The organism is candidate division KSB1 bacterium, assembly GCA_034505495.1.
GTDB lineage: Bacteria > Zhuqueibacterota > Zhuqueibacteria > Residuimicrobiales > Krinioviventaceae > Fontimicrobium_A.
On sequence record JAPDQV010000001.1, the window covers coordinates 180,052 to 205,370 of the forward strand.

Here is a 25,319-nt window from a genome sequence, read left to right on the forward strand (position 1 = left end):
TTTTATGACAAGTCGCAAAGGTTCGGTATAGTGTGGTAAAAGAAATGAATTCTGGAATTCGGCTAATGCGCGAGGGCGATCTTTTGCAGGTTAACGCTTTGCTCTCGCGTGCTTTTAGTCAAGGGCGAGCGGACGACGGCTATCTCCATACGGATGTGCCCATGTGCCGGAGTGAATTTTTGCGCATGTATTTAGGGCAAAATCCGGAGGGATGTTTTGTCTATCTTGAAAACGGCAGGCTTTTAGGGGCGGCGTTTACACATGTTTGGGGTAAGCGCGGCTGGTTTGGTCCCTTGGCCGTTGCACCCGAACGGCATCTCATGGGCATCGGCAAACATTTGGTTGCTGCGTGCATCGCACATCTGCAGAAGCGCGGCTGCACCACCATCGGCCTGGAGACCAATCCGCGCAGCAACCGCAATCTCGGTTTTTACGGCAGGCTCTCTTTTCTTCCATCGGTCTTGTGCATCGACATGATCCGACCGGTAAAGACCGAACCCCCTGCAAGCGGAACTCCTCCGCATCAAATTTTTATCTACTCCGAGCTTTCAGAAGCTGATCGCCGCGAATTTCTCAAACATGTTCGCAATCTCATCCTCTGGAGCGACGGCGATGCCGATTATTCCTCGCTGATCGTCAGCGCGGCTCATTACGGCGTCGGCGACGCTCTGCTCTTTTTCCGCGGTTCGACGCCGATTGCCTTTGCCGCACTGCAGACACTTCCGACTTTGGCGGAAGAGCAGAACAGCATTATGCGACTTTTTGCATTTGCCGCGCATCCGCAAATGCCGGACAACTATTTGAGCATTGTGGTTCGCGACCTTCTCGCTTTTGCTCAGCAGCAGAGTTTCGACCGCCTGTTGATCCGGGTGCCAATGCACAGCGGCAGATTGTATCGAATTCTGCTCGAAGGTCAATTTCGGGTCGTAAACGCCGACATTCGCCTTGTCCTGGAAGGCTTTGACGAAAAGCCGAATCGAGGAGTTTTGATCGAACGATGGGTATGACCAAAGGGAAGGCAACCACCGCTTCACTGTTCGACGATCTTCCGCGTCGGGTCATCTCGGCCAGTCGACGTATCGATATGATTGCGGGGGATCCCGACGGCTTGGCCAATATTCTGGCTGAGCGCGTTCCGCCCGATCTGACGCACACTGTGGTACTGTGGACTAAAAATCCCGTTGTGCTGATCAATCATTCTCGTCTGCGCCGGCAACTGCAGCGTTACGATCAGCTTTTTCTGCATTTGACGATTACCGGTCTGGGCGGGACGGACGTTGAGCCAAATGTGCCGCGTCCAGATCGCGTCCTGGCTGAATTGGACCGTCTCATTGAATGGTTTCAATCTCCTTTGCGAATCCGACTGCGTTTTGATCCGATCGTTCATCTGCGCGATGCTTCCGGGCGAACGATTTGCAATCTTGACTTTTTCGACGAACTCGCGCCGATCGCTTCGAGCCGCGGTCTATGCGACATTACGGTGAGTTGGGTCCAGCTCTATCCCAAAGTAAAAAAACGATTGCAGCGTTGCGGTTACGAGGCCGTCGAGGTGCCTTCCGAGCAGAGGCAGGAGGAAGAAAAACGGCTGTGCAGCGTTGCGGAAAGATGGGGTATTACCCTGCACGGATGCTGTGTTGCCGGATGGCCGCGTTCCCGCTGCATCGACGGAGAGCTGCTTACCCAACTACACCCGCGCCGGCTGGCTGCTTCGACGCGCAAAGCAAAGGGTCAGCGTCAGGATTGCGGCTGCACCGAAAGCGTGGATATCGGATGGTACACTCCTTGTGCGCACGGCTGCCTTTACTGTTACGCCAATCCGCGCGTCGAGATCAAAAAGTAAATCGGATGGGGCGACCCGAGAAGCCAAGCTTTTTATTGCAAAAGTGGCGCAAAGTTTCTAAGTTCTTGAGTGAATACAAAACGGAGGAAAAAATGGCAAAACCAATCGAATTGACGGACGCCAATTTCAAAAGTGAAGTGATAGAATCGACGCTTCCGGTTTTGGTGGATTTCTGGGCGATATGGTGCGGCCCCTGCCGCATGGTGGCGCCTGTGGTAGAAGAGATCGCAGCGGAGTACGACGGCAAGCTCAAGGTCGGTAAACTTGATGTCGATAACAATCGCCGAACGGCCATTGATTACGGCATTCACAGCATTCCGACGCTCTTGTTGTTCAAGAACGGTCAAGTCGTGGAAACCATCATCGGGGCGCTCCCCAAAACACAGTTGGTCAATAAAATTTCCAAGCATATCGGTTAATTCCTCGACGGGCGTCGGCGGGAGGTAAGCGCGACGCCCGCTCTAATCGCAAAACAGCCGACCGCAATAATCCTCACAAGGTGCGTACTGCCGGCGGGAATTTCAACTCGATGCTGGAGTTATTTACGCAAAACACAGTCGAAACTCATTACCGTATGGTTGAGTCTCGTATATGGTGAAGGAACAGCACAGAGGTGAAAATGGGGGTTGGTGATCACCTTTACGGCGTCATTCTCGCCGGCGGCATCGGCACGCGCTTCTGGCCGAAAAGTCGAGAAGACAAGCCCAAGCAGTATCTGGCCATGATCAGCGACGAAACGTTGATTCAAAACACCGTGGCTCGGTTGTTGGGGCTGGTGCCGAGCGATCGGCTTTTCGTCGTCAGCACGAAAGCACAGGAGCCTCTGCTCAAAGAGCAGCTTCCGCATCTGCAGGCGGATCATTTCATCTTTGAACCGGTGGGACGCAACACGGCGCCGGCGATCGGTCTGGCGGCAGTTCATTTGCGTCGCCTCGATCCGAATGCGGTCATGCTTGCGGCACCTGCCGATCATCTTATTCAGCGCACCGAATTGTTCTATCAGGCCGTACGCGCAGCACTGCGCGTTATCGAAAAAGAGCCCTCCGCTACGGTCACTTTCGGCATTCCGCCGACTTACCCGGCAACCGGCTATGGATACATAGAAGCCGGACGCATGTTCGAAGAACCATCGGTTTTTCAGGCGGCATCGTTTCGCGAAAAGCCCGATCAAGCCACGGCGGAGCTGTTTCTGCAGAGCGGCACATTTTATTGGAACAGCGGTATTTTCCTCTGGCGGGTCGACCGTTTGATGCAGCTCATCGAAAAGTGGATGCCCGAACTTTATGAAGGGCTACGAGAGATCGACCGGTCGATCGACGAGGGTCGCTATGACAATGTATGTGCGGCCGTGTATCATCGGCTCGTCGGTTGCTCCATCGACTACGGGGTGATGGAAAAAGCCGATTGCATCTATATGGTTAAAGGAGAATTTCTCTGGAACGACCTCGGCAGTTGGGAGGAAGTCTACCGCCTTTCACCCAAGGACGATTCTTCGAATGCGGTTTTCGGCAAACCTCTTTTAAAAGATGTGAGAAACTCGTATATTGATGTGCAATCCCGCACCGTATCGATCATCGGCGTAGAAGACTTGATTGTCATCGAACAGGCAGACGCGCTGCTGATCTGCGGGATGCGGCATTCGCAGGAAGTAAGATGGGTAACAAACGAACTGCATCAGCAAAAGAACCGCAATTCTTTAAAGGAATAAACAATACAGAAGCGCTCAGCCGACTGGAGCATGCGGCCGTACAGGCGGGTATCGAGGTCCGTTATGAAAAAGGTGATTTTCGCAGCGCCGGCTGCCGCCTCGAAGAGAAACGGCTGGTAATTCTGCAAAAGGCGGATAGCGACGCCGCCAAAATCGAAACGTTGCTGCAGGAGTTGGCCGCCCTTGACCTGTCATCCATTGATTTACCCGCCCCCATTTTATCCCGCATCTCTGCAATTCGACAACATGTAGATGAACCTTCCCTCGTAGAAAAGGAGCCATAAATGAGCAGGGTCAATTTGACAAACTATTTTCACTCGTCGCTTTTTATCCCGGAAATGAAAGCGACCACCAAAGATGAAGCTTTGGAAGAACTACTGAATCTGTTCGTTCGGGAAAAGCTGGTAAAAAATAAAAGGCTGGTTTTGGCCATGCTCAAGCAGCGGGAAAAGCTGGGCAGCACCGGTATCGGCAAAGGCGTCGCTATTCCGCACGGCCGAACCACCGCTGCGGGCGACGTGATGATCGCCTTCGGCAAATCCTCAAAAGGCATCCCCTTTGACGCCATCGACCAACAACCGGTGCACCTGCTGTTCATGGTCATCGCTCACCCGCAGGAAAAGAGCAACGAGTATCTGCCGCTGCTCGGGTCGCTCGTCACAACATTAAAAGACGACAGCAAAAGAGAACAGTTGATGCATGTTGCCAATTTTGAAGACCTCTTGGCGGTGTTTCAAGGAGAATGACGATGGTAAATAAAGAGCTGGAAATGATCGTCCATCTGCAGGACCTCGATTTGATGATCGATGAGGCTCATGACGTGGAAAAGCTGGGCTTTGCGATCAGCGGGTGCGAGGAGCTGAAAGCGGCGCGCCAAGAGTTGGCCGCTAAAATCAGCAAACCCCTGCTCTATCGGTACGAACGGCTGCGCGGCAAACTGAAACGAGCCGTTGTTCCGGTTAAAAACGACATCTGCCTCGGTTGTTTTCTTCGTCAACCCACGGCAGTGGGTGCGCAGGGCCGTGAAGGCAACGAGATATTCGTTTGCGAAAACTGCGGACGCATGCTGTATTGGATTGACTAGACACGTCTTTTCCGCGCAGCAAGAAATTTTTGAATTCGCCGAATAAAAAAACAGTTACCCACCCCTTTCCTTGACTATTGGCCGCAGGGGCGTTTAAACGGCTATTTTCATCTCAAAATTGTTTCCCCTCTAACCGTATCTTTCCCGCCTAAACCTTGAAATATTTGGAATAACTCGGATTTTTTAATAATCTTTTTTTCTGTGGAATAATCGCCTATGACTCTCTGTTATGACAACGGTTTAAATAAGACTAAAAAAGTCCGATATAATTATGTTCAAATTAAGCAAAAAAACAGAATATGCCATTTTAGCGCTGCAGTATATGGCCGAACAGAATGAGGGATACATTGGAACAGTGAAGGAGATTGCCGAGGCCAAGTCGGTGCCGCAGCCGTTGTTGGCCAAAATTCTACAGCAGCTGGCCAAAGAGGGATTGATTGACTCTCTCCAGGGAGCATACGGGGGATATATTTTGCACCGGAAGCCCCAGGAAATTACGCTCGGCGAGATCGTCGAAGCGATCGAGGGCCCCATACGGATCGTCGAATGCATCGATGAGCTGCAAAGCTGCGCCCGAGATGTCAATTGCGGTGTCAAAAAGAGTTTCAATCCCCTGCAGCAGGCGGTCTCTGCCTATCTGCAGCGCGTAACGCTGGCGGATGTCGCCGCCATAAATTCATAAAAGGAGATGAAATGAGCGACGATTTGGATCTTTTGGAACATTTTACCCGGCAGGAATACAAATACGGTTTTGTAGCCGATATCGAGAGTGAAAGCTTTCCGAAGGGCTTGAACGAGGAAATTGTTCGCGCCATTTCAAGACGAAAAGGCGAGCCGGACTGGCTGCTGGAATGGCGGCTGAAAGCCTTTCATGCTTGGCAAAAGATGACCGAGCCGCATTGGGCGCATGTCAAATATGATCCCATCGACTACCAGGACATCATTTACTTTGCCGCCCCGAAAAAGGCAAATCCAAAGAGCCTGGACGAGGTCGATCCGGCGATTTTGGAAATGTACAACAAGCTCGGCATTCCCTTGGCGGAACAAGAAAAACTCGCCGGTGTGGCGGTCGACGCGGTGCTCGACAGCGTCTCCGTGGCCACGACCTTTAAGGAAAAATTGGCTGAGCTTGGCATTATTTTCTGCTCCTTTTCGGAGGCGGTGCGGGAGCATCCGGATTTGGTGCGCAATTATCTGGGCAGCGTGGTTCCCCCTAATGACAATTTTTTTGCCGCGCTGAATTCCGCAGTTTTCAGTGACGGTTCGTTCGTCTACGTACCGAAGGGCGTGCGCTGTCCCATGGAGCTTTCGACCTACTTTCGCATAAACGCGCAGTTCACCGGTCAATTCGAGCGCACTTTGATCATTGCCGATGATGGCGCTTACGTCAGCTATTTGGAAGGATGCACTGCGCCGATTCGTGACGAAAACCAGCTGCATGCGGCAGTCGTGGAGCTGATCGCCCTGGACAACGCGGAAATCAAGTATTCGACGGTGCAGAACTGGTATCCGGGCGATAAGGAAGGGCGCGGCGGAATCTATAATTTTGTGACCAAGCGCGGTCTCTGTAAGGGCGTAAATTCCAAAATCAGCTGGACGCAGGTCGAGACCGGTTCAGCCATCACCTGGAAATATCCCAGCTGCATTTTGATGGGCGACAATTCGGTCGGGGAGTTTTATTCGGTGGCGCTGACCAACCATTACCAGCAGGCCGACACGGGCACCAAAATGATTCACATCGGTAAAAATACGCGCAGCACCATTGTTTCCAAGGGCATCTCAGCGGGACACGGACAGAACAGCTATCGCGGCCAGGTAAAGGTGCTGAAAAGCGCTCAGAATGCACGTAATTTTTCCCAATGCGACTCGCTGCTGATCGGCGACAAATGCGGGGCGCACACCTTTCCTTACATCGAGGTCAAGAACAGCTCGGCAACGATCGAGCATGAAGCCACGACTTCCAAGATCGGCGAGGATCAGATCTTTTACCTCAACCAGCGCGGTATTTCGACTGAGAACGCCGTGTCGATGATCGTCAACGGTTTTTGCAGACAGGTATTTGCCGAGCTGCCCATGGAATTTGCCGTTGAGGCGCAAAAGCTGCTTGGTGTAAGCTTGGAAGGCAGCGTCGGTTGATAAATCGCAACGAATCGGCTGTCAAGTTATCTAATGGAAAAAGGAGAACGATTGATGTTGACCATAAGAAATCTGCACGCCTCGGTGGAGGGGCATGAAATCTTGAAAGGAATCGATCTGCAGGTCAATGCGGGGGAAGTGCACGCGATCATGGGACCGAACGGTTCGGGAAAAAGCACTTTGGCGGCAGTGTTGGCCGGACGGGATGGCTACGAAGTGACCGAGGGTACGATCACGTTCGAAGGCCGCAACCTTCTCGAATTGGCGCCGGAAGAGCGGGCCCGCGAAGGCATTTTCCTTGCCTTTCAATATCCGGTCGAGATTCCTGGTGTGAATACAAGTTATTTTCTGCGCACGGCCCTCAATGAAATTCGAAAACATCGCGGATTGCCGCCGGTGGGGGCTATGGAATTTCTCAAGCTGATCCGCGAAAAGCTCGAGCTGGTGCAGATGGATGAAAAGTTCCTCAAGCGCTCGGTAAATGAAGGCTTTTCCGGCGGCGAGAAAAAGCGCAATGAAATTCTGCAGATGGCGGTTTTAGAGCCCAAGCTGGCCATCCTGGACGAAACCGATTCGGGTCTGGACATTGATGCGCTTAAAATCGTTGCCAACGGCGTCAACAGTCTGCGTCGGCCGGACAATGCCGTCATTGTTGTGACGCATTACCAGAGGCTGCTCAATTATATCATTCCAGATTTCGTCCATGTTTTGTACGATGGGCGGATCGTCAAGTCAGGCGACCGCGAACTGGCTCTGCATCTAGAAGATTACGGCTATGATCAGATCAAGGAAGGAGCCGCTGCCGTATGAATGAAAAGCCTGAAATCCTCTGGTACCGACCGCTTATCGATAAGGCAGAAAACGGCGCTTTTCCGGCGGCGCTCAAAGACAGGCTTAATGCGGCCGCCGAGCTGTTTCTCGAAAACGGTTTTCCAACTCTCAAAGACGAAGAGTGGCGTTTTACCGACCCGACTCCTTTCCGCGCCGCGAGTTTCTCTATCGCTGGAGAGACGGCATTGCCCGACCTACCTTTTTTGCAGGCGAGTAACGAGCTGCGAATCGTATTGGTCAACGGTAGAGCGCCAAAGATTCCGGCAGATTTGCCCGAAGGTGTTCGCCTCTTTTCGCTCGCAGAGGCTTTGCGCAGCATACCGAATCGCCTCGAAGCTGAACTGGCCGCAACAGGCGACGGCCGTCGGCACGGATTTGCCGCTCTCAATACGGCGCTGATGAAGGATGTCGTCGTACTTGAAATTGCCGATAATGCCTTGTTGGAGCAGCCGATCGAGCTGCTGTTTTTGACGATCGCTGAAGATGTACCGATCATGACGCTTCCCCGCCTGCTCATTTTGGTCGGTCGCTCGGCGCAGGCAACGCTGATAGAAAGATACGTCTCCATCGGCAGGCAGAGGCATTGGACTAACTCGGTCGGCGAAATCATAGTGGGCGAGAACGCCTCGATTTTTCACATCAGGGTCAATGAAGAAAACCAACAGTCCTTACACACCGGCTTTACTGCCGTACGCCAGGAGCGCTCCGCGGTTTATTCCTCCTATCAGATCACTCTCGGCGGCCGGCTGGTGCGGAACGATCTCACCTCTCGGCTTGAAGGCGAAGGGGCCGAAAGCATCCTGAACGGCCTTTATATTACGGCCGGCGAACAGCTGGTTGACAATCATACGCTCCTCGAGCATGCGGCGCCGCATACCGGCAGCCGTGAGCTTTATAAAGGCATTCTTGCCGAACGATCGCGCGCCGTTTTCTGCGGCAAGATTTACGTACACAAGGCGGCGCAAAAGACCGACGCCGTTCAATCCAACAAAAATCTGCTGCTGACGGATGAGGCGACCATAGACACCCAACCGCAGCTGGAGATCTATGCGGACGACGTGCGCTGCACGCACGGCGGCACAGTGGGACAACTGGATGCAGACGCGCTGTTTTATCTGCAAAGCCGCGGCATTGCCCAGAGCAGCGCCAAACGGCTGTTGACCCAGGCATTTGTCGGCGAGGTCATCGAATCTATGCCGGAACCCGTCAAAGAACGTTTTGCCGTCAAAGCAGGAGAAGTCTTGGCGGCACTGATTTAGAGTAAAGGAGAGCCCGAATGGAACCCAGTTTTTCCGTCGACGATCTCCGCGAAGAGGTCATCGAGACGCTGCGCACCTGCTATGATCCCGAAATACCGGTCAATATTTACGATCTCGGCTTGGTCTACGAAGTAGATGTCGATCAGCAAGGTCGAGTTAAGGTGGTGATGACCCTGACCTCCCCTGCCTGTCCGGTTGCCGAAACGCTGCCCGATGAAGTCCATCGGCGGATCCAGGAAATCGACGAGGTGACGGAGGTGGATGTGGAGGTGGTTTGGGAACCGCCGTGGAATCCGAGTATGATGTCCGAAGCGGCGCGGCTGGAATTGAACTATTTCACATAATTCAGCCAGGCGCATCCGATTTGAGCGCTCGAGCCGGAAAATTTTTTCCAATCAGCCTTCTGTTTTTATAGCGGCATAATACATTAAAATCTTTTGCCTGGTTTTTTCAATCTTCGGCAATTATGTTCTGTACGTAACGACTGCGATCCAAAATATTAAAACTCGTTAAACCCCTTTTGCAAGAGAGGCAGAAAATGAGTACATTCGATGCAGGCCTTTTGGAGGGTCTTCCGGATGCAAGTCTGCGCGGCATTACTGCCGACGGAAGACGAATTGTATTGGTGCGGATCGGCGAGGAGGTTTTTGCGCTGCAGGATCAGTGTACGCACGAAGAGTTTCCGCTTTCGGAAGGGTGGATAGAAGACGGCGCGCTATGCTGCGCCTTTCACGGCGCCAGATTCGATCCGCGTACCGGTGCGGCGCTCTCGTTGCCTGCCTATGAGGCGCTCAAGACCTTCCCGACGGCAATAGTCGACGGCAGAATCATCGTTACTCTCGATTGATAAGGAAAAGGTATGGGAGCGGGCGACTCCCCACAAGCTGTTTTTGACGTTGAAGCGGTTCGACGCGATTTTCCCATTTTCCAACAGCCGGAAAATCGAAACCTGATCTACTTTGACAATCCGGCGACGACGCAACGGCCTGTTCAAGTCTTGGACGCCATTCGTCGGTTTCATGAAGAGTACAATTCAAACACCCACCGCAGCGCCTACAAGTTGGCGGAGAAAGCAACCGCCGGATATGAATGTGCACGGTTGCAGGTGGCGCAGTTTATCGGCGCGCGTCATGCCCACGAGATCATCTTTACGGCCGGAGCCACCCAGTCCCTCAATTTTGTCGCTTACGGCTGGGCGCGTAAATTCCTAAAGGCGGGCGACGAGATTCTGGTTACCGAGTTGGAACATCACAGCAATCTGGTTCCATGGCAGGAAACGGCCAAGCGAACCGGCGCAACGCTCAAGTTTCTGCCGATCGACGGTGAAGGGCGTCTGCAGATCGAAGATTTGGAAACATTGGTAAGCGAAAGGACACGGCTTGCGGCAATTACCCACGCGTCTAATGTGCTCGGCACCCGTGTCGACGTAAAGCGAATCATCGAGGCGGTGCATGCGGTCGGCGGCGTCGTTGTTATCGACGGCGTGCAGTACGTTCCTCACAATCGCGTAAACGTCGAGGAGTTGAACGCCGACTTTTATGCCTTTTCCGGCCACAAAATGCTGGGACCGATGGGCATCGGTATTCTATACGGCAAGGAACAGCTGCTCGAGGCGATGGATCCGGTCATGTTCGGCGGATCGATGATCGACCAGGTTCATCACCATTACTCCACATGGGCCAAACTGCCGTGGAAATTCGAAGCCGGAACCCAAAATATTCCGGGCGTCATCGGCCTGGGGGCAGCCATCGACTTTTTGGAGCAGATCGGCTTGGACAAGATTGAAGCGCATTGTCGGGCGTTGACCGATTACGCGCTGCAAAAACTGCAGGAAATCGAATTGATAAAAATCTACTGTCCTGATACAGAACGAAATCCTGTGATTTCATTTACGGTCCGCAATCTGCATCCCCATGATTTAGCCACATTTTTCGACAGCCGGAACATTGCCGTGCGCTCCGGCCACCACTGCGCCCAGCTGGTAATGAGGAAATTGGGTGTTCCGGCCACTGCCCGCATCGGCTTTTATCTTTACAACACCTTTGCCGAAATCGATCGATTTATCGATGTCGTGGGTCAAGCTTTGGGATATTTTGCGCGATGGATCTAGACGAACTTTATCAGGAAATCATCCTCGAACACTACAAGCAGCCGAAAAATCAAGGCGAACTCCCCGAACCCGACGTAGTGATCGAGGGACACAATCCGTTTTGCGGCGATCAAATCAAGCTGACGATGCGCATGCGCAACGGCGTTGTCGAGGATGTCAAGTTCAGCGGCAGCGGCTGCGCCATCAGCCAGGCGTCGGCATCGGTTATGACCGAGCACATCAAAGGCAAGACGGTGGAAGAGGTGCAAAAGCTCTTTCGCGAATTTACCGGCATGGTCAAGGGAGAAGATCCGCTTCATCCCCATATTCCGGAAACCGACGAGTTGAGCGCTTTTAAAGGGGTTTCCGCCTATCCCACCCGCGTTAAATGTGCTCTTTTGGCGTGGAATGCCCTTAAAGAAGGCATCGAACGAGAGATTAAGGAAAAAAAGTGACCAAAAAACCGGGCTTTCCGAGCTGCAAAGGATGTCGTTAATGAAGCATCGCGATGTGATTCTCAAGACTCTATTCTATTTAGGGCTGCTCTTGCTATTTTTGTTAATGGCCCTCTGTTCCCATAAACCGCCAGCGTTCGATCCGCTCGACTATTTTCCGCTCGCGGAAGGCAATCAGTGGCTCTTTAGCGGCGATCTGCAGGTTTTGACGATCAAAGAGATCAAGCATATAGAGAAATCATTACAGGCGACGGCAGTTTTTTCCGATACTCTTTTGACGCCCCTATGGCGCGAGACCTATCTCCTGAAAGACGGGCAGCTGCAGTGGACTGATTTCGAACCGGCAACGCAAATTTTGCCAAAGGTTACTTTCGAACCTCCGCTCCCTGCGGCGCCGTTTTCCGTCCTTGTCGGCGATGTACGAAAAATAACCGGCGTGGAAATCCGAATCGATTCGACCGGCGCAACAAAGCGCGTACCCATCACTGTCGAGTATCGCATCAACGCGGTCGAGAATGTCGAAACTCCAGTCGGATCCTTTGAGAACTGCATCAAAATGACCTCAGAGTTTCAATACCCATCTGCCGATGATCATCCGCTGTTCGTCGACCGGCATATCTGGTGGTTTGCCAAGTCCGTTGGGCCGGTCAAATACGAATTACCCTCTTCAAGCGGAGAATTGATCGGCTTTAAGCTTCATTAGTACATTTTTCACCGCTCGCCATCTGCTCTATAAATTACAAAGGATTGAATTTTTCCCCGCTCAAACGAATTTCCTATCAAAAGCATTCGACTCGTTAACCCCCTGTGTCCCACTAAAAAGTTATGCGGCAGCAGAGTAAGGGAGAGAAAAATTCAAAAGAGGGTAGCACGGCCAGCCGCAGGGTGGTGTGGGGTTTTACGCGAAACAGGAGATCAGTCTGAGCGGCACTCCACACTGCTGCATAGCCGAGCCACAACGCGTTACGAGTTTTGTAGGCAGAGTTGTAAACAGAATAGGTATGACGGATTTGCTCGAGGTCGACGGCGTTGAGATAAAGGGCCTCTTTTTCTCGACAGTCGATGGTTGCATCCACAGCACCAGCCAGTAAGAAAGAGCCCAGAAGCATAAAGGCGACGCCGCTTTTCCGGCTTCCGGCCAAGAGATGTCCCAATCCTGGTAAGACCATAGACGGAGGCAGTACGCGGCGATAAAAGCCGCTGCTCGATTCGATCAATCGAACTGTGTCGGTGCGAACGACGACGTGCTGCACAGTCTCCGGTCGTACCGCATCTGTAAAAGCCTGTTTGACCTCTTCAAAAAAGCGAACAAGCTTGGGTGAGGTAAAAGTGGGATCGAGCTGATGGTCGATATCGATTTTGAGAATAGCCGCATAAGCGGCAAACGCTTCCTGCGGCTGATTGAGTGAATAATGCGACGCCGCTTTAAGTTCATAGATTTTCACCCGCTGAAAGCCATCGATCGGCGCTGATGAGGAAAGCAGCGAATCGGCCAATTCGATGACGCGATTATAATTAAAATCGCGATAATTCTTTTCGAGTTCTTCGAGAGAAATCTGCTTCGCCGCCAGTGCGGCCGTCAGGAACAGCCAAAGAATCAGTCGTCCGCCGCTCATTTGACACATATGATTTTTCGCGTCAAAATTTGCTCGCCCGCCGTCAGCCGGACAAAATAAATGCCGCTTGGCACGTTTTCAGCGTTCCAAACGATTTCATGCCTGCCGTTGGGTAAGAATTTATTGAGAAGCTGATCGATACGGCTTCCGTCTGAAGCAAAAACGTCGAGCCTGACCTCCGCCGATCTGTCTATTTCGAAAACAATGGTCGTCCGATTGTTGAACGGATTAGGATAAATGTGCAGCAGGGTCCAGCGATCGGCGAATTCGACTCTTTCCTTTACTGAGGAGCTCGATGTAAGGGCGAGCTGCTCCACCTCCTGAACTACTTGGAATCCATTGTTGCCTCCGAATAAATAAATAGATCCGTCAAGATAGACGGCAGTCGCTTCGCGGCGCGGTATGTTTATTTCCGCCTGTGCTTCGGACATAGAAATGCGATTCGGAGTTCGATGAAATACAAGCACGGAACGAGATGCCCGTAGTTTTTCGTTATAGCCGCCGATCAGATAGACGGTATCGCTCGGCGTTTTAACGGAGGCAAAACCGGCGAGCGGTCGAATCAGATCTGGATGAATACGCTCAAAGCGCCAAGTGGCCAAGTCGAGCTCGTATATGCGGCTTGAAACGCCCAATCGGATGCCGCCGAACAAAACCACTTTTCCATTCAACAACACGGCGCGCTGGTCGTACTGCAGTTGTCCCGGAAAATCGTCCAAAATGCGTACGATGCGGTTTTCCTTCAAATCAAAGACCATCAAGTAGGGAGGCGCAACCGGGCCGGTCGGCGAGTAATAGCCGCCGAGAATCAGCAGCAAGTCATTATAAAGCACTCCGGCAGCGCCGATGCGCAGCAGCTGCTCGGGAGCCTGCAGGAATTGGGATTTGCCGTCTTTTAATGAAAACAGCTCCACGCCGGCTATCTTTTCCCGGCCGATTTTATCGCTTCGCCCGCCGACAAGTAGTACATGGTCATTCCACAGTTGGGCAACAAATTGGCCGCGTGCCTCCAGCATGCGGCCGAAAATCGACCACCGTTGACCCGCAGGCGCCTTCGGATCGAAACATTGCACCAAATCCGTCGGTGCCCGCAACGAATCGGAAAAACCGCCGAAAAGGTAAATTTTGTTCTCATAGCTTACTGCCTCGGCGCCGACCACGGGCACGGGCATGTTGTCCGGTAAAACGGTCCATTGGCTTTGCGGCCACACGGCTGCCGCGGGCAGAAAGCAAAACAACAATATTCGAACTTTGGACATCTCTTTGAACTTTTTCATCGCTTTTTCATTTGCAACAAGCGTACCTTTTAGGGTTAAGGGGCGCTTTTGCGGTTTTGCTCATCGAATGCAAAGTGGACGTACAACGTTTCGCCGCAGGCTGCAATGATCCGCTCTTCATGGCGCCCAAATTGCGGATTTTCAATACGTAACCAATGCTCCCCAGCTGGGATGATGATCAGGTCTTTAAAAGGGGTAACGCCGATAAATTGATTATCGAGATAGACTTCTCCCCATGGATAGACCTGACATTGCAGTCGGGCGACCAGCGTATCCAGATTTACGGCAACGGTCTGCATTTTTCGCGGGGAGATGCGAACAGTTTGCGTAAAAGTCGGATAATTCGGGTGTTTTAATTCGAGTAGATGCTCGCCGGTTGGAAGCACTAGAGCTTCCGATAACGGTGTGGTGTCGATCAAACGTCCGTCCAGCCAAACTTCCGCCCACGGTAGACAGCGGATCATCAGGCTGCCCGAAGCGCTTTCTACGGCTTTTTGCTCCCGCACCTTTTGTCTTTCTGGTTCGGCCTCTTCGACGCGTTGAATTTGCGGCGGCTGGAGCGAATCGCCTTGATCCGAATCCGCGGCCGCAGCAGGCAACGGCTTTGATTCATTCAGGGAGGGCGATCGGGAACTGAAGAGCAGAACGGCGATCCCTGCCGCGGCGGCAGCGATTATCGGGATCAGGATTGGGATTCGGCGACGCTTTTTAGGCGCTTCCACGGTGTTGCCGAGAAGCCGCAAAAGCGTTTCGGCAGAATCGAGCCGTTCGGACGGGTTTTTTGCCAAGAGTTTGGAAAGGATCGGCGATATTTCCGGCGGAGCCTGTGAGCAATCGACAGAGAGGGAAAGAATGCGGTTGAGCGTCGTGCCGATGTCCTCCCCGAGAAACGGGTTGGCGCCGATAAACAGCTCGCAGACGATAATGCCGAGAGAAAACAGATCGCTTTGCGGTGTAAGCGGTCGGCCGAGAATTTGTTCGGGCGACATGTATCCCGGCGTGCCTACGATCGATGAGGGATGGGTAAGAGTAGGTTCGCCGGAGATGACCGCCAGGCCGAAATCGGCGATTTTGACCTGCAGATTGTCATTGACGAGAATGTTTTCCGGCTTGAGGTCGCGGTGAATGATGCCGAAGCGATGCGCGGCGGCCAAGCCGGCCGCCAGCTGTTTCAGGATATGCAGTTTTTCTGCAGAGGTAAGCGGCCGCCCGCTCATCAGTTGACGCAGGTTGCAGCTTTCGAAATATTCGAACGAGATGTAGAACTGATCTCCCTGGCTGCCGAAATCGAGAACCCGAATTACATTCGGGTGTTCGAGCTTGGCGAGAGATCGTGCTTCGCGCTGAAATCGTTCCAAGGCGGCCGCATCGGCATGGCGGCGATCGAGGGTTTTCAGTAAAATGCGCTTGCCCAAATAGCGGTGATGCGCAGCATAAACGCCCATCGCCTGGTCTTTTTTCAGGCACTCGAGGAGTTCGAATTTTTCGAACAATACCTCACTCATCATGAGCCTGTTCGGCTTGTTCCATCTCTTTCAGTTTAAGTTGAATCCAACGCACGGAAACTCCCAGGCTTTTTGCAGCTTGAGTGCGATTGTTGTTGCAGGCTTTTAAGCGCTGCATCAATATTTTTGTTTCGATTTCTTTGAGCGTTCCCGTTAATGCGACGTCTTCGGAGGCTTCATCGAGAAGAATATGCTCGGGGCCTATTTTTTCGCCGTCGCAGAGAATGACGGCGCGATGCAGCACATTAACAAGCTGACGAATGTTGCCGGGCCAGGAGTAGTTCATTAATTTTCGCATGCTTTCGGGGGTCGGGGTTGCCGTGCAGCCGAGTTTGGTCAAATGGCGGTGAACCAGCAGGGGGATGTCTTCGCGTCGCTCTCGCAACGGCGGCAGAACGATGGGAAAGACGTTCAGCCGATAATAGAGGTCTTCGCGAAAGCGGCCGTTTTTGACGAGCTCTTTGAGGTCGCGATTGGTGGCGGCGATGATGCGCACGTCTATTTTGCGCACCTGCGTTTCGCCGAGACGAATGATCTCCTGATTTTCCAGCACGCGCAGGAGCTTGGTCTGAGTGCTCAAGGGCAGGTCGCCGATTTCGTCCAGGAAAAAAGTGCCGCCGGAAGCGACCTCGAAAAGGCCCTTTTTATCGCTCACGGCGCCGGTAAAGGCGCCCTTTTTAAAGCCGAACAATTCGCCTTCCAAAAGGGCTTCCGGGATTGAGCCGCAAAATTGAGCGATGAACGTCCCTTTGCAGCGGTTGCTGAGTTGATGTATGGCCCGAGCGGCCAGCTCTTTGCCGGTGCCGCTCTCGCCGAGGAGGAGTACCGTCGCATCCGTTTTGGCTACTCGACGGATGAGCTCGGCAACGCGCCGCATCGCGGGGCTTTCGCCGATCATTTCCGGCAACTCCTCCTGCGCTTCGATGCGTTGCCGCAGCAGCCTGTTCTCATCGCGCAGAGCCTCCAGCTCGATGATGCGGTCCAGGTGCGGCGAAATCAGATGCGAAAAAAGTTCCAGGAACTTGAGGTTTTCCTCGGTAAAGCGGGTTCGATTGCTGCGGCTGTCGGCAAGAATGACCCCCCAGACTTTGCCATGATGAAAGAGCGGCACGCCGACTATGGATTGAATTCTGTGAATTTGAATACTTTGAAATTGGGAAACCGTCGCATCAGCCTGAACGTCATGATACAGCTTCGGCTTTCCGCCGGAGGCCACCTGCCGTAGAATTCCAAGCGAAAACTGGGAGAGATCGTCGATGCTTTTTTTGTCCATATTGCGGGCGGTGACGATCGTAAAATCGTCATCGACACAACGTGCGAACAAGCCGCGTTCGGCGCCCAAAACTTCGATGACCCAATCCAGCGCCTGGGCAATCAGATGCTCTTGAAGTTCGACGCCGTGAAACAAACGGCTGATGCGCAAGAGCGTTTCGAGTTGATCCTGGCGCAGATCGAGTGTTTGAAAATCGTTCTGTTTCATGGCATCTCTGCTATACTAAAAGATCCGGGTTTGGAGCGGGCGCTGTTGCCGAATTCATCGATGCACCAAACCATCCATACATACTCTCCCGGCGGTAAGGCGGCGCTGACGGTATGCGCAAGCGAATCGGAAGAGATGCCTTTTCTGCTGTATTTCAGTTGAGGAATAAAGTCGCTATTGGTGTAAATCTCTACGGAAAAGGAAAAGGAAAATCCGGGTGTAAAGGGCAGCCAGCGCAAAGGGAACGGCGGATACACTATCTCGCCGTTGATGGGGGATGTAAGCTCTATTTCGTCGAGAATGACGCGTTCCACACGTTCGACGCCCAATAGATGATTATCTCCCTCCTGATCGACGACGTAAAGCTGAAAATCGTGTCCCACGCACTGCGCCAGCGAATTCAAACCGAGCTCGCTCAAAGAAAAACTTTTGCGAAAAATTTTTGCAGAAAAATCATAAGGAAGTTCGGCACGAAAGGAATTGAGAGATGAGGCAATGTACACAGAATCAATGTCGTTTTCTGCATCAATGACTTTGGCCTCGACTTCAAGGTGAAAAAGACGGCGGGAACCGTAATAATTTTCGACCACACTGTAAACCTTGAAACCGTATAAAATCGGCAAGGCATTTAAAAAAACATCCTGAGTGATGGATTCTCGGCCGTTAAAGTCGATTTTCTGGTATATCGTTTTATAGCCTTTTTTTTCAAAAATAAGATTGCCGACTCCGGCTGTCGACCTATTAAAGTGGTAGCGGCCGCCGTCATCGGTAAAGGTATAGATGTTTGCCGGCTGCCAAGTGACCTTGACGCCTGCAATCGGTCGCGGCGGCGACTTGAGCGTCAATACTTTGCCGCTGATCGTGGGCAGCGGCTGCAAAAAAATGTCAATTTCCTGCGCAAGTCCTTTGCTCCAATCGATGAAAACCGAATCTTCGAAAAAGTTTTCTTTGGAAATGAATAACATGCCGTTCTGCGGCAGCAGGTGGGCAAAACTAAATTGGCCGGATGAATCGCTGACGGTCATACGATTTTGCGCCGGCAGAAAAATTTTTGCCCCGCGTATTACCTGCATGGGATCGGCGGCGGATCTAATTCGGCCGCTGAGCGAAGCCCAATCAAAATGGGGATTCAACGGATCAAACGGATTGCGGTGCGGAGCTTCGCATACGCAAAACAGGGTTGTCGAGGCTATGGTAAGGTAAAGAAATATTTGCAGCTGATTTTTCATAACCGGAGGAGTTGGTTCCACCTTTTTAACGTAAGTAAATCATTGCATTTTTCAAATACAAAAGAAAAAATTCTTGGGAAATGACTAGAATCTTTATTCTTGAGTTTATCGGTGCAATTCAATATTTTGTTTTACTAAAATTTGGAACCGTATCGGGGATAGAATGACACAACTAAAGAATTTGATGGTTTCAGTTTCCGGGATTCGCGGCATTGTCGGTGACGGCCTGACGCCCGAGGCTGCACTGCAGCTTGCGCAGGCTTATGGAAGCGAATTCGGGCCGGGAAAGATCGTGTTGGCGCGCGATTCGCGGGTTACCGGGCCGATGCTCAAACATGCCGTCATCGCCGGATTAATGGCCGTCGGCTGCGATGTCGTTGATCTCGACCTGGCTGCAACCCCTACCGCCGAACTGATCACCGAACGACCCGAGCACGCCGGTGGTATCATCATTACCGCCAGCCATAATCCCAAAGAGTGGAACGCGCTCAAGCTGTTGGCGCCTGACGGCCTGTTTCTTCGACCGGATCAAGGGCAAAAGGTCATCGACCGCGTCTATAAGAGCAATTTCAGCTTTGTTCCCTGGAATCGAATCGGACGGTACTATACTTACAACGATGCGGCCGGCGAGCATGTCTCTCGGATTCTTGAGCTGCCGATTATCGATGCGGAACGAATACGAGGCAAAAAGTTCAAAGTGGTTGTCGATTGCTGCAACGGCGCCGGGGAAGCCGTGCTGCCCAAGCTGTTCGAGGCATTCGGATGCAGCGTGACTTGGTTGAATCGCGAAGCCAACGGACTGTTTCCGCGCAATCCGGAGCCGGTGCCGGAAAATCTGACCGAGCTGTCGGAGGCGGTACGGCGGTCGCGCGCCGATTTCGGCCTGGCTGTGGATCCAGACGTCGATCGTCTCGCCTTGGTCGATGAAAAAGGTATCCCATTGGGTGAGGAATACACACTGGTGTTGGCCGTGCGATTTGTATTGAGCAAAACGCCCGGCGATGTGGTGGTCAACGCCTCTACGACGCGCGCCATAGACGACGTCGCGGCGCCCTACGGCCGTGTGCACCGCACACCGGTCGGGGAAATTCATGTTGCCGTCAAAGCGCAGCAAATCGGCGCCGTGATGGCCGGCGAGGGGAACGGCGGAGTAATGTACCCCGAGTTACACATCGGCCGCGACGCCCCCATGGGCATCGCCCTGATTCTGCAGTATCTTGCCGAAAGCGGCAAGCGGCTGTCTGAGCTAAAGGCCGAAGTGCCGCATTATGTCATGATCAAGGACAAGATCGAGCTGGGATTCGGCGTCGATGCCAAGGCGGTCGTCGAACGCCTGAAGGAGCAGCTGGCAAATGAAAATCTCAACACCATCGACGGCCTTAAGGTAATCTATCAAGATTCGTGGGTGCATATTAGAGCTTCCAACACCGAGCCGATCATCCGCATTATTGCCGAAGCGCCGACGCAGGAAAAAACGGTTGAACTAATAGAACATTATAAAGCTGCCGTCGTTCAATTGACAAACTGAACGCTGTTACTGAAAAGCGAGGGTCTATGTCGCAGCTCTATTTCGAAAGAATCATACGCGAAGCAACGGAGCGACTTGAAACAACGCCGTTGCAGCCGGTTGTCGACGTCCAATCGCTTACTGCCGAGGGCTTGGCGGCGCTCATCGATCACACACTGCTCAAGCCGGAAGCAACCCTGGAGCAAATTCTCAAGCTTTGTGAAGAGGCAACGGAACATCGTTTTGCCTCGGTCTGCGTCAATCCTGCTTGGGCGCCTGTGTGCTTGGATCAATTGGCCAACACCGGCGTCGCCGTCTGTTCGGTAGTGGGCTTTCCGCTGGGTGCTTCGACAATGGAAAACAAGGTGATCGAGGCGGAAGAGCTCGTATCCATGGGGGTCAAAGAGATCGACATGGTCATGAACATCGGCAAGCTTAAAGACAAGCAGTATGTATACGTTTTTGAAGAGATCCAGCAGGTTGCCGATATCTGTCGGCGGGGTACCGTCAAGGTAATCCTCGAGACTTGTCTTTTAACGGATGAGGAAATCATTGCCGCCTGTGTGCTGGCGAAAGAAGCAGGCGCCAAATTCGTTAAAACTTCCACAGGGTTTAACAAAAGCGGCGCCACGAAGGAAGCTGTGGCGTTGATGCGCCGGGTTGTCGGCAGGGAGATGGGCGTGAAGGCGGCCGGCGGAATACGCGACACCGCCGCCGCTTTGGAAATGCTGCGTTCCGGCGCCGACCGCATCGGCAGCAGCGTCGGTCCTACTCTTGTCGCCGGACTGGCTACGCTTCAAAACTAATGCGCGCGGTTTTCTTTTTTTGATCGACCCATGAGGCAATGAACTCGTCGCCGCATTCGGTTTTAATGCGGTCAATGATTTCATTCCGCACTTCCGCCAAAGATTTGAGCCGCGCCTCGCCGCGCTCCAGTACCGTCACCAGATGGTAGCCGAACGAAGTAAGAAAAACCGGCGAGATTTCTCCTACTTCCATCGAAAAAACTACCGCATCGAACTCAGGCACCATTTGGCCTGGCACTATGCGCCCCAAATCTCCGCCCGGTTCCTCGCAGGAAGAATATTCGTCCGCCAGAGCGGCAAAAGATTCGCCCTTCAGCAGTCTTTTACGCAGCTCAACCATTTCCCGAAAGGCAACTTGAGGCCGCGCCGGATTCGGGCGCATTAAAATTTGCGCCGCATGCACCCAGGGAGGCTCGGTAAATTCCTCACCATGCCTGCGATAGTAAGCGGCGATCTCCTCCTCGGTCGGTTCAGGCAGACCCGCCGTCAGCTGCGAGAGGAATTGCCGCACGCAAAAATTGATCTCGATCTCCTTTCGAACTTGAGCCAGCTCATCCTTTTTCAATCCATGCCGCTGCAGAAAACGGTTTTCGCCGCCCGCCTCTTCAATCAAACGGCTCAGCTCGTTTTCCACAAGTGCAGGCGGTACGGTTATTTCGCTCTTTTGTGCTTCCTGTCGAATGATGGTCCAGTCGATGATCGTCTCTTTCGTTAATGCGGAGAGTTGCTCGGGAGAAGCATTTGGATGGATACGGCGCTGGTTTTTCAGTTCTGCAGCAAAAACCTTTTCCGAAATCTCTTCACCGTTAATAATGAATTTCATAGTTATGTTGATCAATTTTTCTTAAGGTGCTTCAGACATGATTGCGCAGCATCAACTCGGCCGGATTGGGGGAAAGATAGTGTTGACGCGCAAGGTAAGGTTCCTTATATTTGCGTACCAAAAAAGTCAGCAGGGTGATCGGCACGATCAGCGGAATGAGGCCGCGGTGATATTCCTCGATCACTCTCAAAATCTGCTGTTTTTCTTCGCTGTCGAGTTGTTTTTTGAAATAACCGAGAATGTGCTGAAGCACGTTGACATTTTTCTTGACGGTGGCGTGCAGTTTGAGCGCCTGCATTAGTTTTTCGAAATAGATTCGAAAGAGCTCATCTTGCGCCAAGTTTTGCGGCGATGCCGCCAATTTTCCGAGTTCGCGCAGATGCTTTTCGCTGTGCGCCATAATAAGCAATTTGTGATCCGTATGGAACTCTACCAGCCCTTGGCGCGAGGGATTGGTATCCAAGAATTTGTACCAACGGTGCACGACAAAGACGCGCTCGAGAAAGTTTTCCCTAATCGCGGCGTCATTTAGACGGCCTTCGTCTTCAACCGGCAGGTTCGGAAAACGGCGCATGAGCGCGGCGGCGAACAATCCCGCTGTTTTGCCGATCGGCATACCGGCTTCGTTATAGACTTTAATGTCGCGCATGCCGGAACTTGGCGATTTGGATTTAAAAATGAATCCGCAGATGCGCTCTTTTTCCAAAAGATCGAGGCGCTTTTGCGTCCATTGCAGCATTCGTTCTGTGTGATCGATATGGGAACGATGGGTCACCAGGCGCGGTTCCTGTACGCTGCCGACCAGTCGCATCGATTCGCGCGGTATCGGCAGGCCGCATTCGACCTCGGGGCAAACAGGCACCCACTGCACAAAAGGACCGACCACCTCGACAAGATATCGATCCCGTTTATGATCGCCGTCGTAGCGAACCTTTTCACCCAACAAACAGGTGCTGATTCCCAGCTTGATTTTTTCGCTCATAAGCTCGGCTCCAAAATTGACAAATTCATTTTAGTTAATATCGATTCGATTTGCAAGTCCAAATACTAGGGAAAACCATGAAAAAGAAAATCGTTGTCTTTGCAGGATTCCTCAGCCTGATCATCGGCTGCGCGCAGATGAGGCAGCTGGTGGTTCCTCCGTCGGTAAAAGTAGAAACGGTTTCTCTTCGCGATGTCTCTTTTGAGGATGTTAAATTGGATTTCTCGCTGCTGGTACAGAATCCCAATTCCTTCGGGGCATCCTTGGAAGGCTATCGATTCAGTTTTGCAATACTCGATCATGAAATCCTGAATGGGGAAGAGGCCCAACGCCTGGATCTTGGTCCTCGATCCGTCGGTACGTTGACGATTCCGGTCACGGTGAATTTCAAACAGCTTTACAAGCTGTTTTCCGAAACCGCCTCTTTAGATTCTCTTGCTTTTGCTCTGCGGGGAGAATTTCGACCGGCAGGCCTGCTTTCCGGGTTTTCCATACCCTTTCAGTACAGTGGCCGTCTTCCGAATATTCGTGTTCCGGAGATTCGCCTAAGCGGTCTCACCGTCGATCGATTCTCGTTTACGGGTGTGGATCTCAAAATCGGATTATTACTCAAAAACCCGAATGCTTTCCCCTTCGAAATCGGCAAATTGAACTATGACATTGCTTTGGCCGGAAATGCGGTCGCAAAGGGAGCGGTGGAAAAGCTTGTGTCGGCGCCTGCCAAACAGACCGCTGAATTTCAACTGCCGCTGTCCATCAATTTTGCCGGTGCGGGCAGCGGTTTGCGCTCGCTGCGCTCGCTGCTCCAAGGGGATGAAATATCCTGCTCCCTTGACGGCAACATTGAACTGGGGACGCCTTGGGGCAGCATACCTTTACCGCTTCGGGCCGATCAAACCGTGTCGATTATTAAATAGCGCGCAAGTCCAATCGACTGCTCAAAAAGTGCAGCGCAGTAAAACGCAACGCGGACAATGTCTTATCTCCCAACGTTGTTTTAAGAGATGGAATTTTGCCAACATATGGGAGTTTGAAAATGGAATGGAAACAACAGATCGGGCGGATCCTGAATACACCAAAGGTACTTTGTAACCCTTCGCGGAAAAAGCTGATCCAAGACGCTGTAGAACAAAAACGATGCATCGTTCTGCAAACCGGAACGTTGGCAACTTGGACACCGCCGCATTCAACCGGAAGGAGCCCCAAAGACACCTATATCGTTCGTCGCCCGGAAAGCGAGGCGTTCATCGACTGGAGTTCGCCGAACTGCATTCCGATGGCTCCCGATACCTTCGACATGCTTCTTGTCGATTGCCTGAATCTTTTTGGACGGAAACCGCAAATCTACGCTCTCGAACGCGTCGTCGGCGCCGATTCTGCGTATGCCATGCCCATTTTAACGATTACCGACAATCCGCTCAGCGCATTGTTCATCGACAACATGTTTCGGCCGGTGCCGCCGGACATCGAACGCAGCATTTTTGCCGAGAGAGGCTTTACACTGTTGAGCCTGCCGAATGATCTGATTGAAGAGCAAAAATATCAGGGCCGCCTTCGACGCCTGGCCGACGGTTCCACCAGCCGCCTCGTTGTCGCCATGGATTTTGATCGGCGCCTCGGCATTGTTTTCGGCTCGGCTTATATGGGTTCCATGAAGAAACTGATATTTACGGTCATGAACTACTATCTCCCGGCTGAGGGAATTCTGCCGCTGCATTGTTCCGCCAATGAAGGCCGCGACGGGCGCAGCGCCCTCCTTTTGGGTCTTTCCGGCACCGGCAAAACCACGCTTTCCGCCGATCCGGAACGGGCTCTGCTGGGCGACGATGAACACGGTTGGAGCGACAGCGGGATTGCCAATTTTGAGTACGGCTGCTATGCCAAATTGATCAACCTCAATCCCCAAAAAGAGCCGGATATCTTTAAAGCAACCTTTCATCCGGCGCATTACCTCGAGCACGGCGCCATTGTCGAAAATCTGATGGTTTACCCCGACGGCTCCTTCGATCTTGACGACAGCCGGTTTACGGAAAACTCCCGTGCCTCCTATCCGCTTTCTTTTAATTCCAACGTTAAACCCTCGGCCTGTTCCGGTCACCCGAGCGCCATTCTCTTTCTTGCCGCCGATGCGTACGGCGTGCTGCCGCCGATTGCCAAACTGACTCCGGAACAGGCGATGTTTTGGTTTATGATGGGCTACACCTCTAAACTGGCCGGAACCGAAACCGGCATCACCGAGCCGGAGGCGACCTTTTCCCGTTTTTTCGGCGCGCCTTTTATGCCTAGGAATCCTTCCGATTATACGGATCTTTTAGGGAAAAAGCTGCAGAAGCATCAAGTGCCGGTCTATTTAGTAAACACCGGTTGGAGCGGCGGTCCTTACGGTATCGGGAAACGTATGGACATCACTCTGACGCGGGCCATGGTACGCGCCGCCGTGGAGGGCACTCTTCAGGAAGTTCCTTGCGAACCTGATCCTATTTTCAAAGTACTGGTGCCGAAAAGCTGCCCCGGAGTTCCTGCCGAAGTTCTTGTGCCCGTCAATACCTGGGCGGATCGTAACTCTTTTACCGATCATGCCAAGCGTTTGGCGGAAAAGTTCAAAGCTCACTTTGACAAAAATTTTCACGGTAAAGTCAGTCAATCTGTGGCTGCCCAATGTCCGGAGCATTGACCATTCTTTGTTTTGCGA

The 25,319-nt window shown here is 52.4% G+C and carries 27 protein-coding genes; 20 read left to right on the forward strand and 7 right to left on the reverse strand.

Annotation, left to right across the window (positions count from 1 at the left end; translation table 11 throughout):
- Window positions 1–44 precede the first annotated feature (44 nt).
- From ONB24_00695 to ONB24_00770, 16 genes are all read left to right on the forward strand, one after another.
- Window positions 45–1,007 carry a GNAT family N-acetyltransferase gene (locus ONB24_00695; GenBank protein ID MDZ7314617.1) on the forward strand — a complete coding sequence of 321 codons (963 nt, stop codon included), beginning with the start codon at window positions 45–47 and terminating at the stop codon, window positions 1,005–1,007.
- The gene (locus ONB24_00700) at window positions 1,004–1,840 is read left to right on the forward strand and encodes a DUF1848 domain-containing protein (GenBank protein ID MDZ7314618.1); all 837 of its coding nucleotides are present in this window, start codon (window positions 1,004–1,006) and stop codon (window positions 1,838–1,840) included. Before ONB24_00695 ends, ONB24_00700 begins: the two co-directional genes overlap by 4 nt.
- Before the next feature lie 92 nt (window positions 1,841–1,932).
- On the forward strand, window positions 1,933–2,259 hold the full coding sequence (trxA, locus tag ONB24_00705) for a thioredoxin (GenBank protein MDZ7314619.1): 327 nt from the start codon (window positions 1,933–1,935) through the stop codon (window positions 2,257–2,259).
- A 200-nt stretch (window positions 2,260–2,459) separates the two neighbouring features.
- A complete protein-coding gene (locus tag ONB24_00710; GenBank protein MDZ7314620.1) occupies window positions 2,460–3,548 on the forward strand; it encodes a mannose-1-phosphate guanylyltransferase in 1,089 nt (362 codons plus the stop codon).
- Window positions 3,494–3,832, forward strand: a complete 339-nt coding sequence (locus ONB24_00715; protein MDZ7314621.1) for a hypothetical protein — start codon at window positions 3,494–3,496, stop codon at window positions 3,830–3,832. Before ONB24_00710 ends, ONB24_00715 begins: the two co-directional genes overlap by 55 nt.
- Window positions 3,833–4,294 (forward strand): PTS sugar transporter subunit IIA, encoded by a 462-nt coding sequence (locus ONB24_00720; GenBank protein ID MDZ7314622.1) that lies wholly within the window; start codon window positions 3,833–3,835, stop codon window positions 4,292–4,294.
- 2 nt (window positions 4,295–4,296) lie between these two features.
- Entirely contained in the window at window positions 4,297–4,632 is a 336-nt protein-coding gene (locus ONB24_00725) for a hypothetical protein (protein ID MDZ7314623.1), read from the forward strand.
- 271 nt (window positions 4,633–4,903) lie between these two features.
- Window positions 4,904–5,314, forward strand: coding sequence for an Rrf2 family transcriptional regulator (locus ONB24_00730; GenBank protein MDZ7314624.1), 411 nt, complete (start codon window positions 4,904–4,906; stop codon window positions 5,312–5,314).
- Between the two features lie 11 nt (window positions 5,315–5,325).
- Entirely contained in the window at window positions 5,326–6,768 is a 1,443-nt protein-coding gene (sufB, locus tag ONB24_00735; protein MDZ7314625.1) for a Fe-S cluster assembly protein SufB, read from the forward strand.
- Between the two features lie 54 nt (window positions 6,769–6,822).
- Window positions 6,823–7,578 carry a Fe-S cluster assembly ATPase SufC gene (gene sufC / locus ONB24_00740; GenBank protein ID MDZ7314626.1) on the forward strand — a complete coding sequence of 252 codons (756 nt, stop codon included), beginning with the start codon at window positions 6,823–6,825 and terminating at the stop codon, window positions 7,576–7,578.
- Window positions 7,575–8,858 (forward strand): Fe-S cluster assembly protein SufD, encoded by a 1,284-nt coding sequence (gene sufD / locus ONB24_00745; protein ID MDZ7314627.1) that lies wholly within the window; start codon window positions 7,575–7,577, stop codon window positions 8,856–8,858. The genes sufC and sufD overlap by 4 nt, the downstream gene beginning before the upstream one ends.
- 17 nt (window positions 8,859–8,875) lie before the next feature.
- Complete coding sequence (locus tag ONB24_00750; protein MDZ7314628.1) at window positions 8,876–9,202, forward strand: SUF system Fe-S cluster assembly protein; 327 nt, start codon at window positions 8,876–8,878, stop codon at window positions 9,200–9,202.
- A 194-nt stretch (window positions 9,203–9,396) separates the two neighbouring features.
- A complete protein-coding gene (locus ONB24_00755) occupies window positions 9,397–9,705 on the forward strand; it encodes a non-heme iron oxygenase ferredoxin subunit (GenBank protein MDZ7314629.1) in 309 nt (102 codons plus the stop codon).
- A 12-nt stretch (window positions 9,706–9,717) separates the two neighbouring features.
- The gene (locus ONB24_00760; protein MDZ7314630.1) at window positions 9,718–10,968 is read left to right on the forward strand and encodes a SufS family cysteine desulfurase; all 1,251 of its coding nucleotides are present in this window, start codon (window positions 9,718–9,720) and stop codon (window positions 10,966–10,968) included.
- Window positions 10,959–11,402 carry an SUF system NifU family Fe-S cluster assembly protein gene (locus tag ONB24_00765; GenBank protein MDZ7314631.1) on the forward strand — a complete coding sequence of 148 codons (444 nt, stop codon included), beginning with the start codon at window positions 10,959–10,961 and terminating at the stop codon, window positions 11,400–11,402. Before ONB24_00760 ends, ONB24_00765 begins: the two co-directional genes overlap by 10 nt.
- Before the next feature lie 40 nt (window positions 11,403–11,442).
- On the forward strand, window positions 11,443–12,105 hold the full coding sequence (locus ONB24_00770) for a hypothetical protein (GenBank protein MDZ7314632.1): 663 nt from the start codon (window positions 11,443–11,445) through the stop codon (window positions 12,103–12,105).
- 112 nt (window positions 12,106–12,217) lie between these two features.
- On the opposite strand, the gene ONB24_00775 is transcribed toward ONB24_00770, so the two are convergent.
- From ONB24_00775 to ONB24_00795, 5 genes are read right to left on the reverse strand one after another with little or no spacing between them, the layout of a single operon-like run.
- Window positions 12,218–13,018, reverse strand: coding sequence for a hypothetical protein (locus ONB24_00775; protein ID MDZ7314633.1), 801 nt, complete (start codon window positions 13,016–13,018; stop codon window positions 12,218–12,220).
- Window positions 13,015–14,295: a T9SS type A sorting domain-containing protein gene (locus ONB24_00780; protein MDZ7314634.1), complete on the reverse strand. Its 1,281-nt coding sequence runs from the start codon at window positions 14,293–14,295 to the stop codon at window positions 13,015–13,017. The genes ONB24_00775 and ONB24_00780 overlap by 4 nt, the downstream gene beginning before the upstream one ends.
- Before the next feature lie 35 nt (window positions 14,296–14,330).
- On the reverse strand, window positions 14,331–15,803 hold the full coding sequence (locus ONB24_00785) for a protein kinase (protein MDZ7314635.1): 1,473 nt from the start codon (window positions 15,801–15,803) through the stop codon (window positions 14,331–14,333).
- Window positions 15,793–17,280 (reverse strand): sigma-54-dependent Fis family transcriptional regulator, encoded by a 1,488-nt coding sequence (locus ONB24_00790; GenBank protein ID MDZ7314636.1) that lies wholly within the window; start codon window positions 17,278–17,280, stop codon window positions 15,793–15,795. The genes ONB24_00785 and ONB24_00790 overlap by 11 nt, the downstream gene beginning before the upstream one ends.
- Window positions 17,277–18,509, reverse strand: a complete 1,233-nt coding sequence (locus ONB24_00795; GenBank protein MDZ7314637.1) for a carboxypeptidase-like regulatory domain-containing protein — start codon at window positions 18,507–18,509, stop codon at window positions 17,277–17,279. The genes ONB24_00790 and ONB24_00795 overlap by 4 nt, the downstream gene beginning before the upstream one ends.
- A 163-nt stretch (window positions 18,510–18,672) precedes the next feature.
- Between ONB24_00795 and glmM the strand changes: the two genes are divergently transcribed.
- Complete coding sequence (gene glmM / locus ONB24_00800; GenBank protein ID MDZ7314638.1) at window positions 18,673–20,037, forward strand: phosphoglucosamine mutase; 1,365 nt, start codon at window positions 18,673–18,675, stop codon at window positions 20,035–20,037.
- Between the two features lie 26 nt (window positions 20,038–20,063).
- Window positions 20,064–20,822, forward strand: a complete 759-nt coding sequence (gene deoC / locus ONB24_00805; GenBank protein MDZ7314639.1) for a deoxyribose-phosphate aldolase — start codon at window positions 20,064–20,066, stop codon at window positions 20,820–20,822.
- On the opposite strand, the gene ONB24_00810 is transcribed toward deoC, so the two are convergent.
- Both ONB24_00810 and ONB24_00815 read right to left on the reverse strand, forming a co-directional pair.
- On the reverse strand, window positions 20,806–21,645 hold the full coding sequence (locus ONB24_00810) for a peptidylprolyl isomerase (protein ID MDZ7314640.1): 840 nt from the start codon (window positions 21,643–21,645) through the stop codon (window positions 20,806–20,808). The two genes, deoC and ONB24_00810, sit on opposite strands and share 17 nt — an antisense overlap.
- A gap of 31 nt (window positions 21,646–21,676) precedes the next feature.
- Window positions 21,677–22,627 (reverse strand): DUF523 and DUF1722 domain-containing protein, encoded by a 951-nt coding sequence (locus ONB24_00815; GenBank protein ID MDZ7314641.1) that lies wholly within the window; start codon window positions 22,625–22,627, stop codon window positions 21,677–21,679.
- 77 nt (window positions 22,628–22,704) lie between these two features.
- On the opposite strand from ONB24_00815, the gene ONB24_00820 reads away from it, so the two are divergent.
- Together ONB24_00820 and ONB24_00825 are read left to right on the forward strand one after the other, a co-directional pair.
- Window positions 22,705–23,544 carry an LEA type 2 family protein gene (locus ONB24_00820; protein MDZ7314642.1) on the forward strand — a complete coding sequence of 280 codons (840 nt, stop codon included), beginning with the start codon at window positions 22,705–22,707 and terminating at the stop codon, window positions 23,542–23,544.
- A 119-nt stretch (window positions 23,545–23,663) separates the two neighbouring features.
- Window positions 23,664–25,301 carry a phosphoenolpyruvate carboxykinase (ATP) gene (locus tag ONB24_00825; GenBank protein ID MDZ7314643.1) on the forward strand — a complete coding sequence of 546 codons (1,638 nt, stop codon included), beginning with the start codon at window positions 23,664–23,666 and terminating at the stop codon, window positions 25,299–25,301.
- Window positions 25,302–25,319: the final 18 nt, after the last annotated feature.

Excerpts from the sequence above, each read along its gene's own strand:
- ONB24_00790 (MDZ7314636.1), bottom strand. The coding sequence starts at position 17,280 with ATGAAACAGAACGATTTTCAAACACTCGATCTGCGCCAGGATCAACTC.
- ONB24_00760 (MDZ7314630.1), top strand. The coding sequence starts at position 9,718 with ATGGGAGCGGGCGACTCCCCACAAGCTGTTTTTGACGTTGAAGCGGTT.
- ONB24_00825 (MDZ7314643.1), top strand. The coding sequence starts at position 23,664 with ATGGAATGGAAACAACAGATCGGGCGGATCCTGAATACACCAAAGGTA.
- ONB24_00820 (MDZ7314642.1), top strand. The coding sequence starts at position 22,705 with ATGAAAAAGAAAATCGTTGTCTTTGCAGGATTCCTCAGCCTGATCATC.
- ONB24_00810 (MDZ7314640.1), bottom strand. The coding sequence starts at position 21,645 with ATGAAATTCATTATTAACGGTGAAGAGATTTCGGAAAAGGTTTTTGCT.
- ONB24_00730 (MDZ7314624.1), top strand. The coding sequence starts at position 4,904 with ATGTTCAAATTAAGCAAAAAAACAGAATATGCCATTTTAGCGCTGCAG.
- ONB24_00795 (MDZ7314637.1), bottom strand. The coding sequence starts at position 18,509 with ATGAAAAATCAGCTGCAAATATTTCTTTACCTTACCATAGCCTCGACA.
- ONB24_00775 (MDZ7314633.1), bottom strand. The coding sequence starts at position 13,018 with ATGAGCGGCGGACGACTGATTCTTTGGCTGTTCCTGACGGCCGCACTG.
- ONB24_00785 (MDZ7314635.1), bottom strand. The coding sequence starts at position 15,803 with ATGATGAGTGAGGTATTGTTCGAAAAATTCGAACTCCTCGAGTGCCTG.
- ONB24_00765 (MDZ7314631.1), top strand. The coding sequence starts at position 10,959 with ATGGATCTAGACGAACTTTATCAGGAAATCATCCTCGAACACTACAAG.
- ONB24_00710 (MDZ7314620.1), top strand. The coding sequence starts at position 2,460 with ATGGGGGTTGGTGATCACCTTTACGGCGTCATTCTCGCCGGCGGCATC.
- glmM (MDZ7314638.1), top strand. The coding sequence starts at position 18,673 with ATGACACAACTAAAGAATTTGATGGTTTCAGTTTCCGGGATTCGCGGC.
- ONB24_00770 (MDZ7314632.1), top strand. The coding sequence starts at position 11,443 with ATGAAGCATCGCGATGTGATTCTCAAGACTCTATTCTATTTAGGGCTG.
- ONB24_00780 (MDZ7314634.1), bottom strand. The coding sequence starts at position 14,295 with ATGAAAAAGTTCAAAGAGATGTCCAAAGTTCGAATATTGTTGTTTTGC.
- deoC (MDZ7314639.1), top strand. The coding sequence starts at position 20,064 with ATGTCGCAGCTCTATTTCGAAAGAATCATACGCGAAGCAACGGAGCGA.
- sufC (MDZ7314626.1), top strand. The coding sequence starts at position 6,823 with ATGTTGACCATAAGAAATCTGCACGCCTCGGTGGAGGGGCATGAAATC.
- sufB (MDZ7314625.1), top strand. The coding sequence starts at position 5,326 with ATGAGCGACGATTTGGATCTTTTGGAACATTTTACCCGGCAGGAATAC.
- ONB24_00720 (MDZ7314622.1), top strand. The coding sequence starts at position 3,833 with ATGAGCAGGGTCAATTTGACAAACTATTTTCACTCGTCGCTTTTTATC.
- sufD (MDZ7314627.1), top strand. The coding sequence starts at position 7,575 with ATGAATGAAAAGCCTGAAATCCTCTGGTACCGACCGCTTATCGATAAG.
- ONB24_00755 (MDZ7314629.1), top strand. The coding sequence starts at position 9,397 with ATGAGTACATTCGATGCAGGCCTTTTGGAGGGTCTTCCGGATGCAAGT.
- ONB24_00715 (MDZ7314621.1), top strand. The coding sequence starts at position 3,494 with ATGGGTAACAAACGAACTGCATCAGCAAAAGAACCGCAATTCTTTAAA.
- trxA (MDZ7314619.1), top strand. The coding sequence starts at position 1,933 with ATGGCAAAACCAATCGAATTGACGGACGCCAATTTCAAAAGTGAAGTG.
- ONB24_00695 (MDZ7314617.1), top strand. The coding sequence starts at position 45 with ATGAATTCTGGAATTCGGCTAATGCGCGAGGGCGATCTTTTGCAGGTT.
- ONB24_00750 (MDZ7314628.1), top strand. The coding sequence starts at position 8,876 with ATGGAACCCAGTTTTTCCGTCGACGATCTCCGCGAAGAGGTCATCGAG.
- ONB24_00700 (MDZ7314618.1), top strand. The coding sequence starts at position 1,004 with ATGACCAAAGGGAAGGCAACCACCGCTTCACTGTTCGACGATCTTCCG.
- ONB24_00725 (MDZ7314623.1), top strand. The coding sequence starts at position 4,297 with ATGGTAAATAAAGAGCTGGAAATGATCGTCCATCTGCAGGACCTCGAT.
- ONB24_00815 (MDZ7314641.1), bottom strand. The coding sequence starts at position 22,627 with ATGAGCGAAAAAATCAAGCTGGGAATCAGCACCTGTTTGTTGGGTGAA.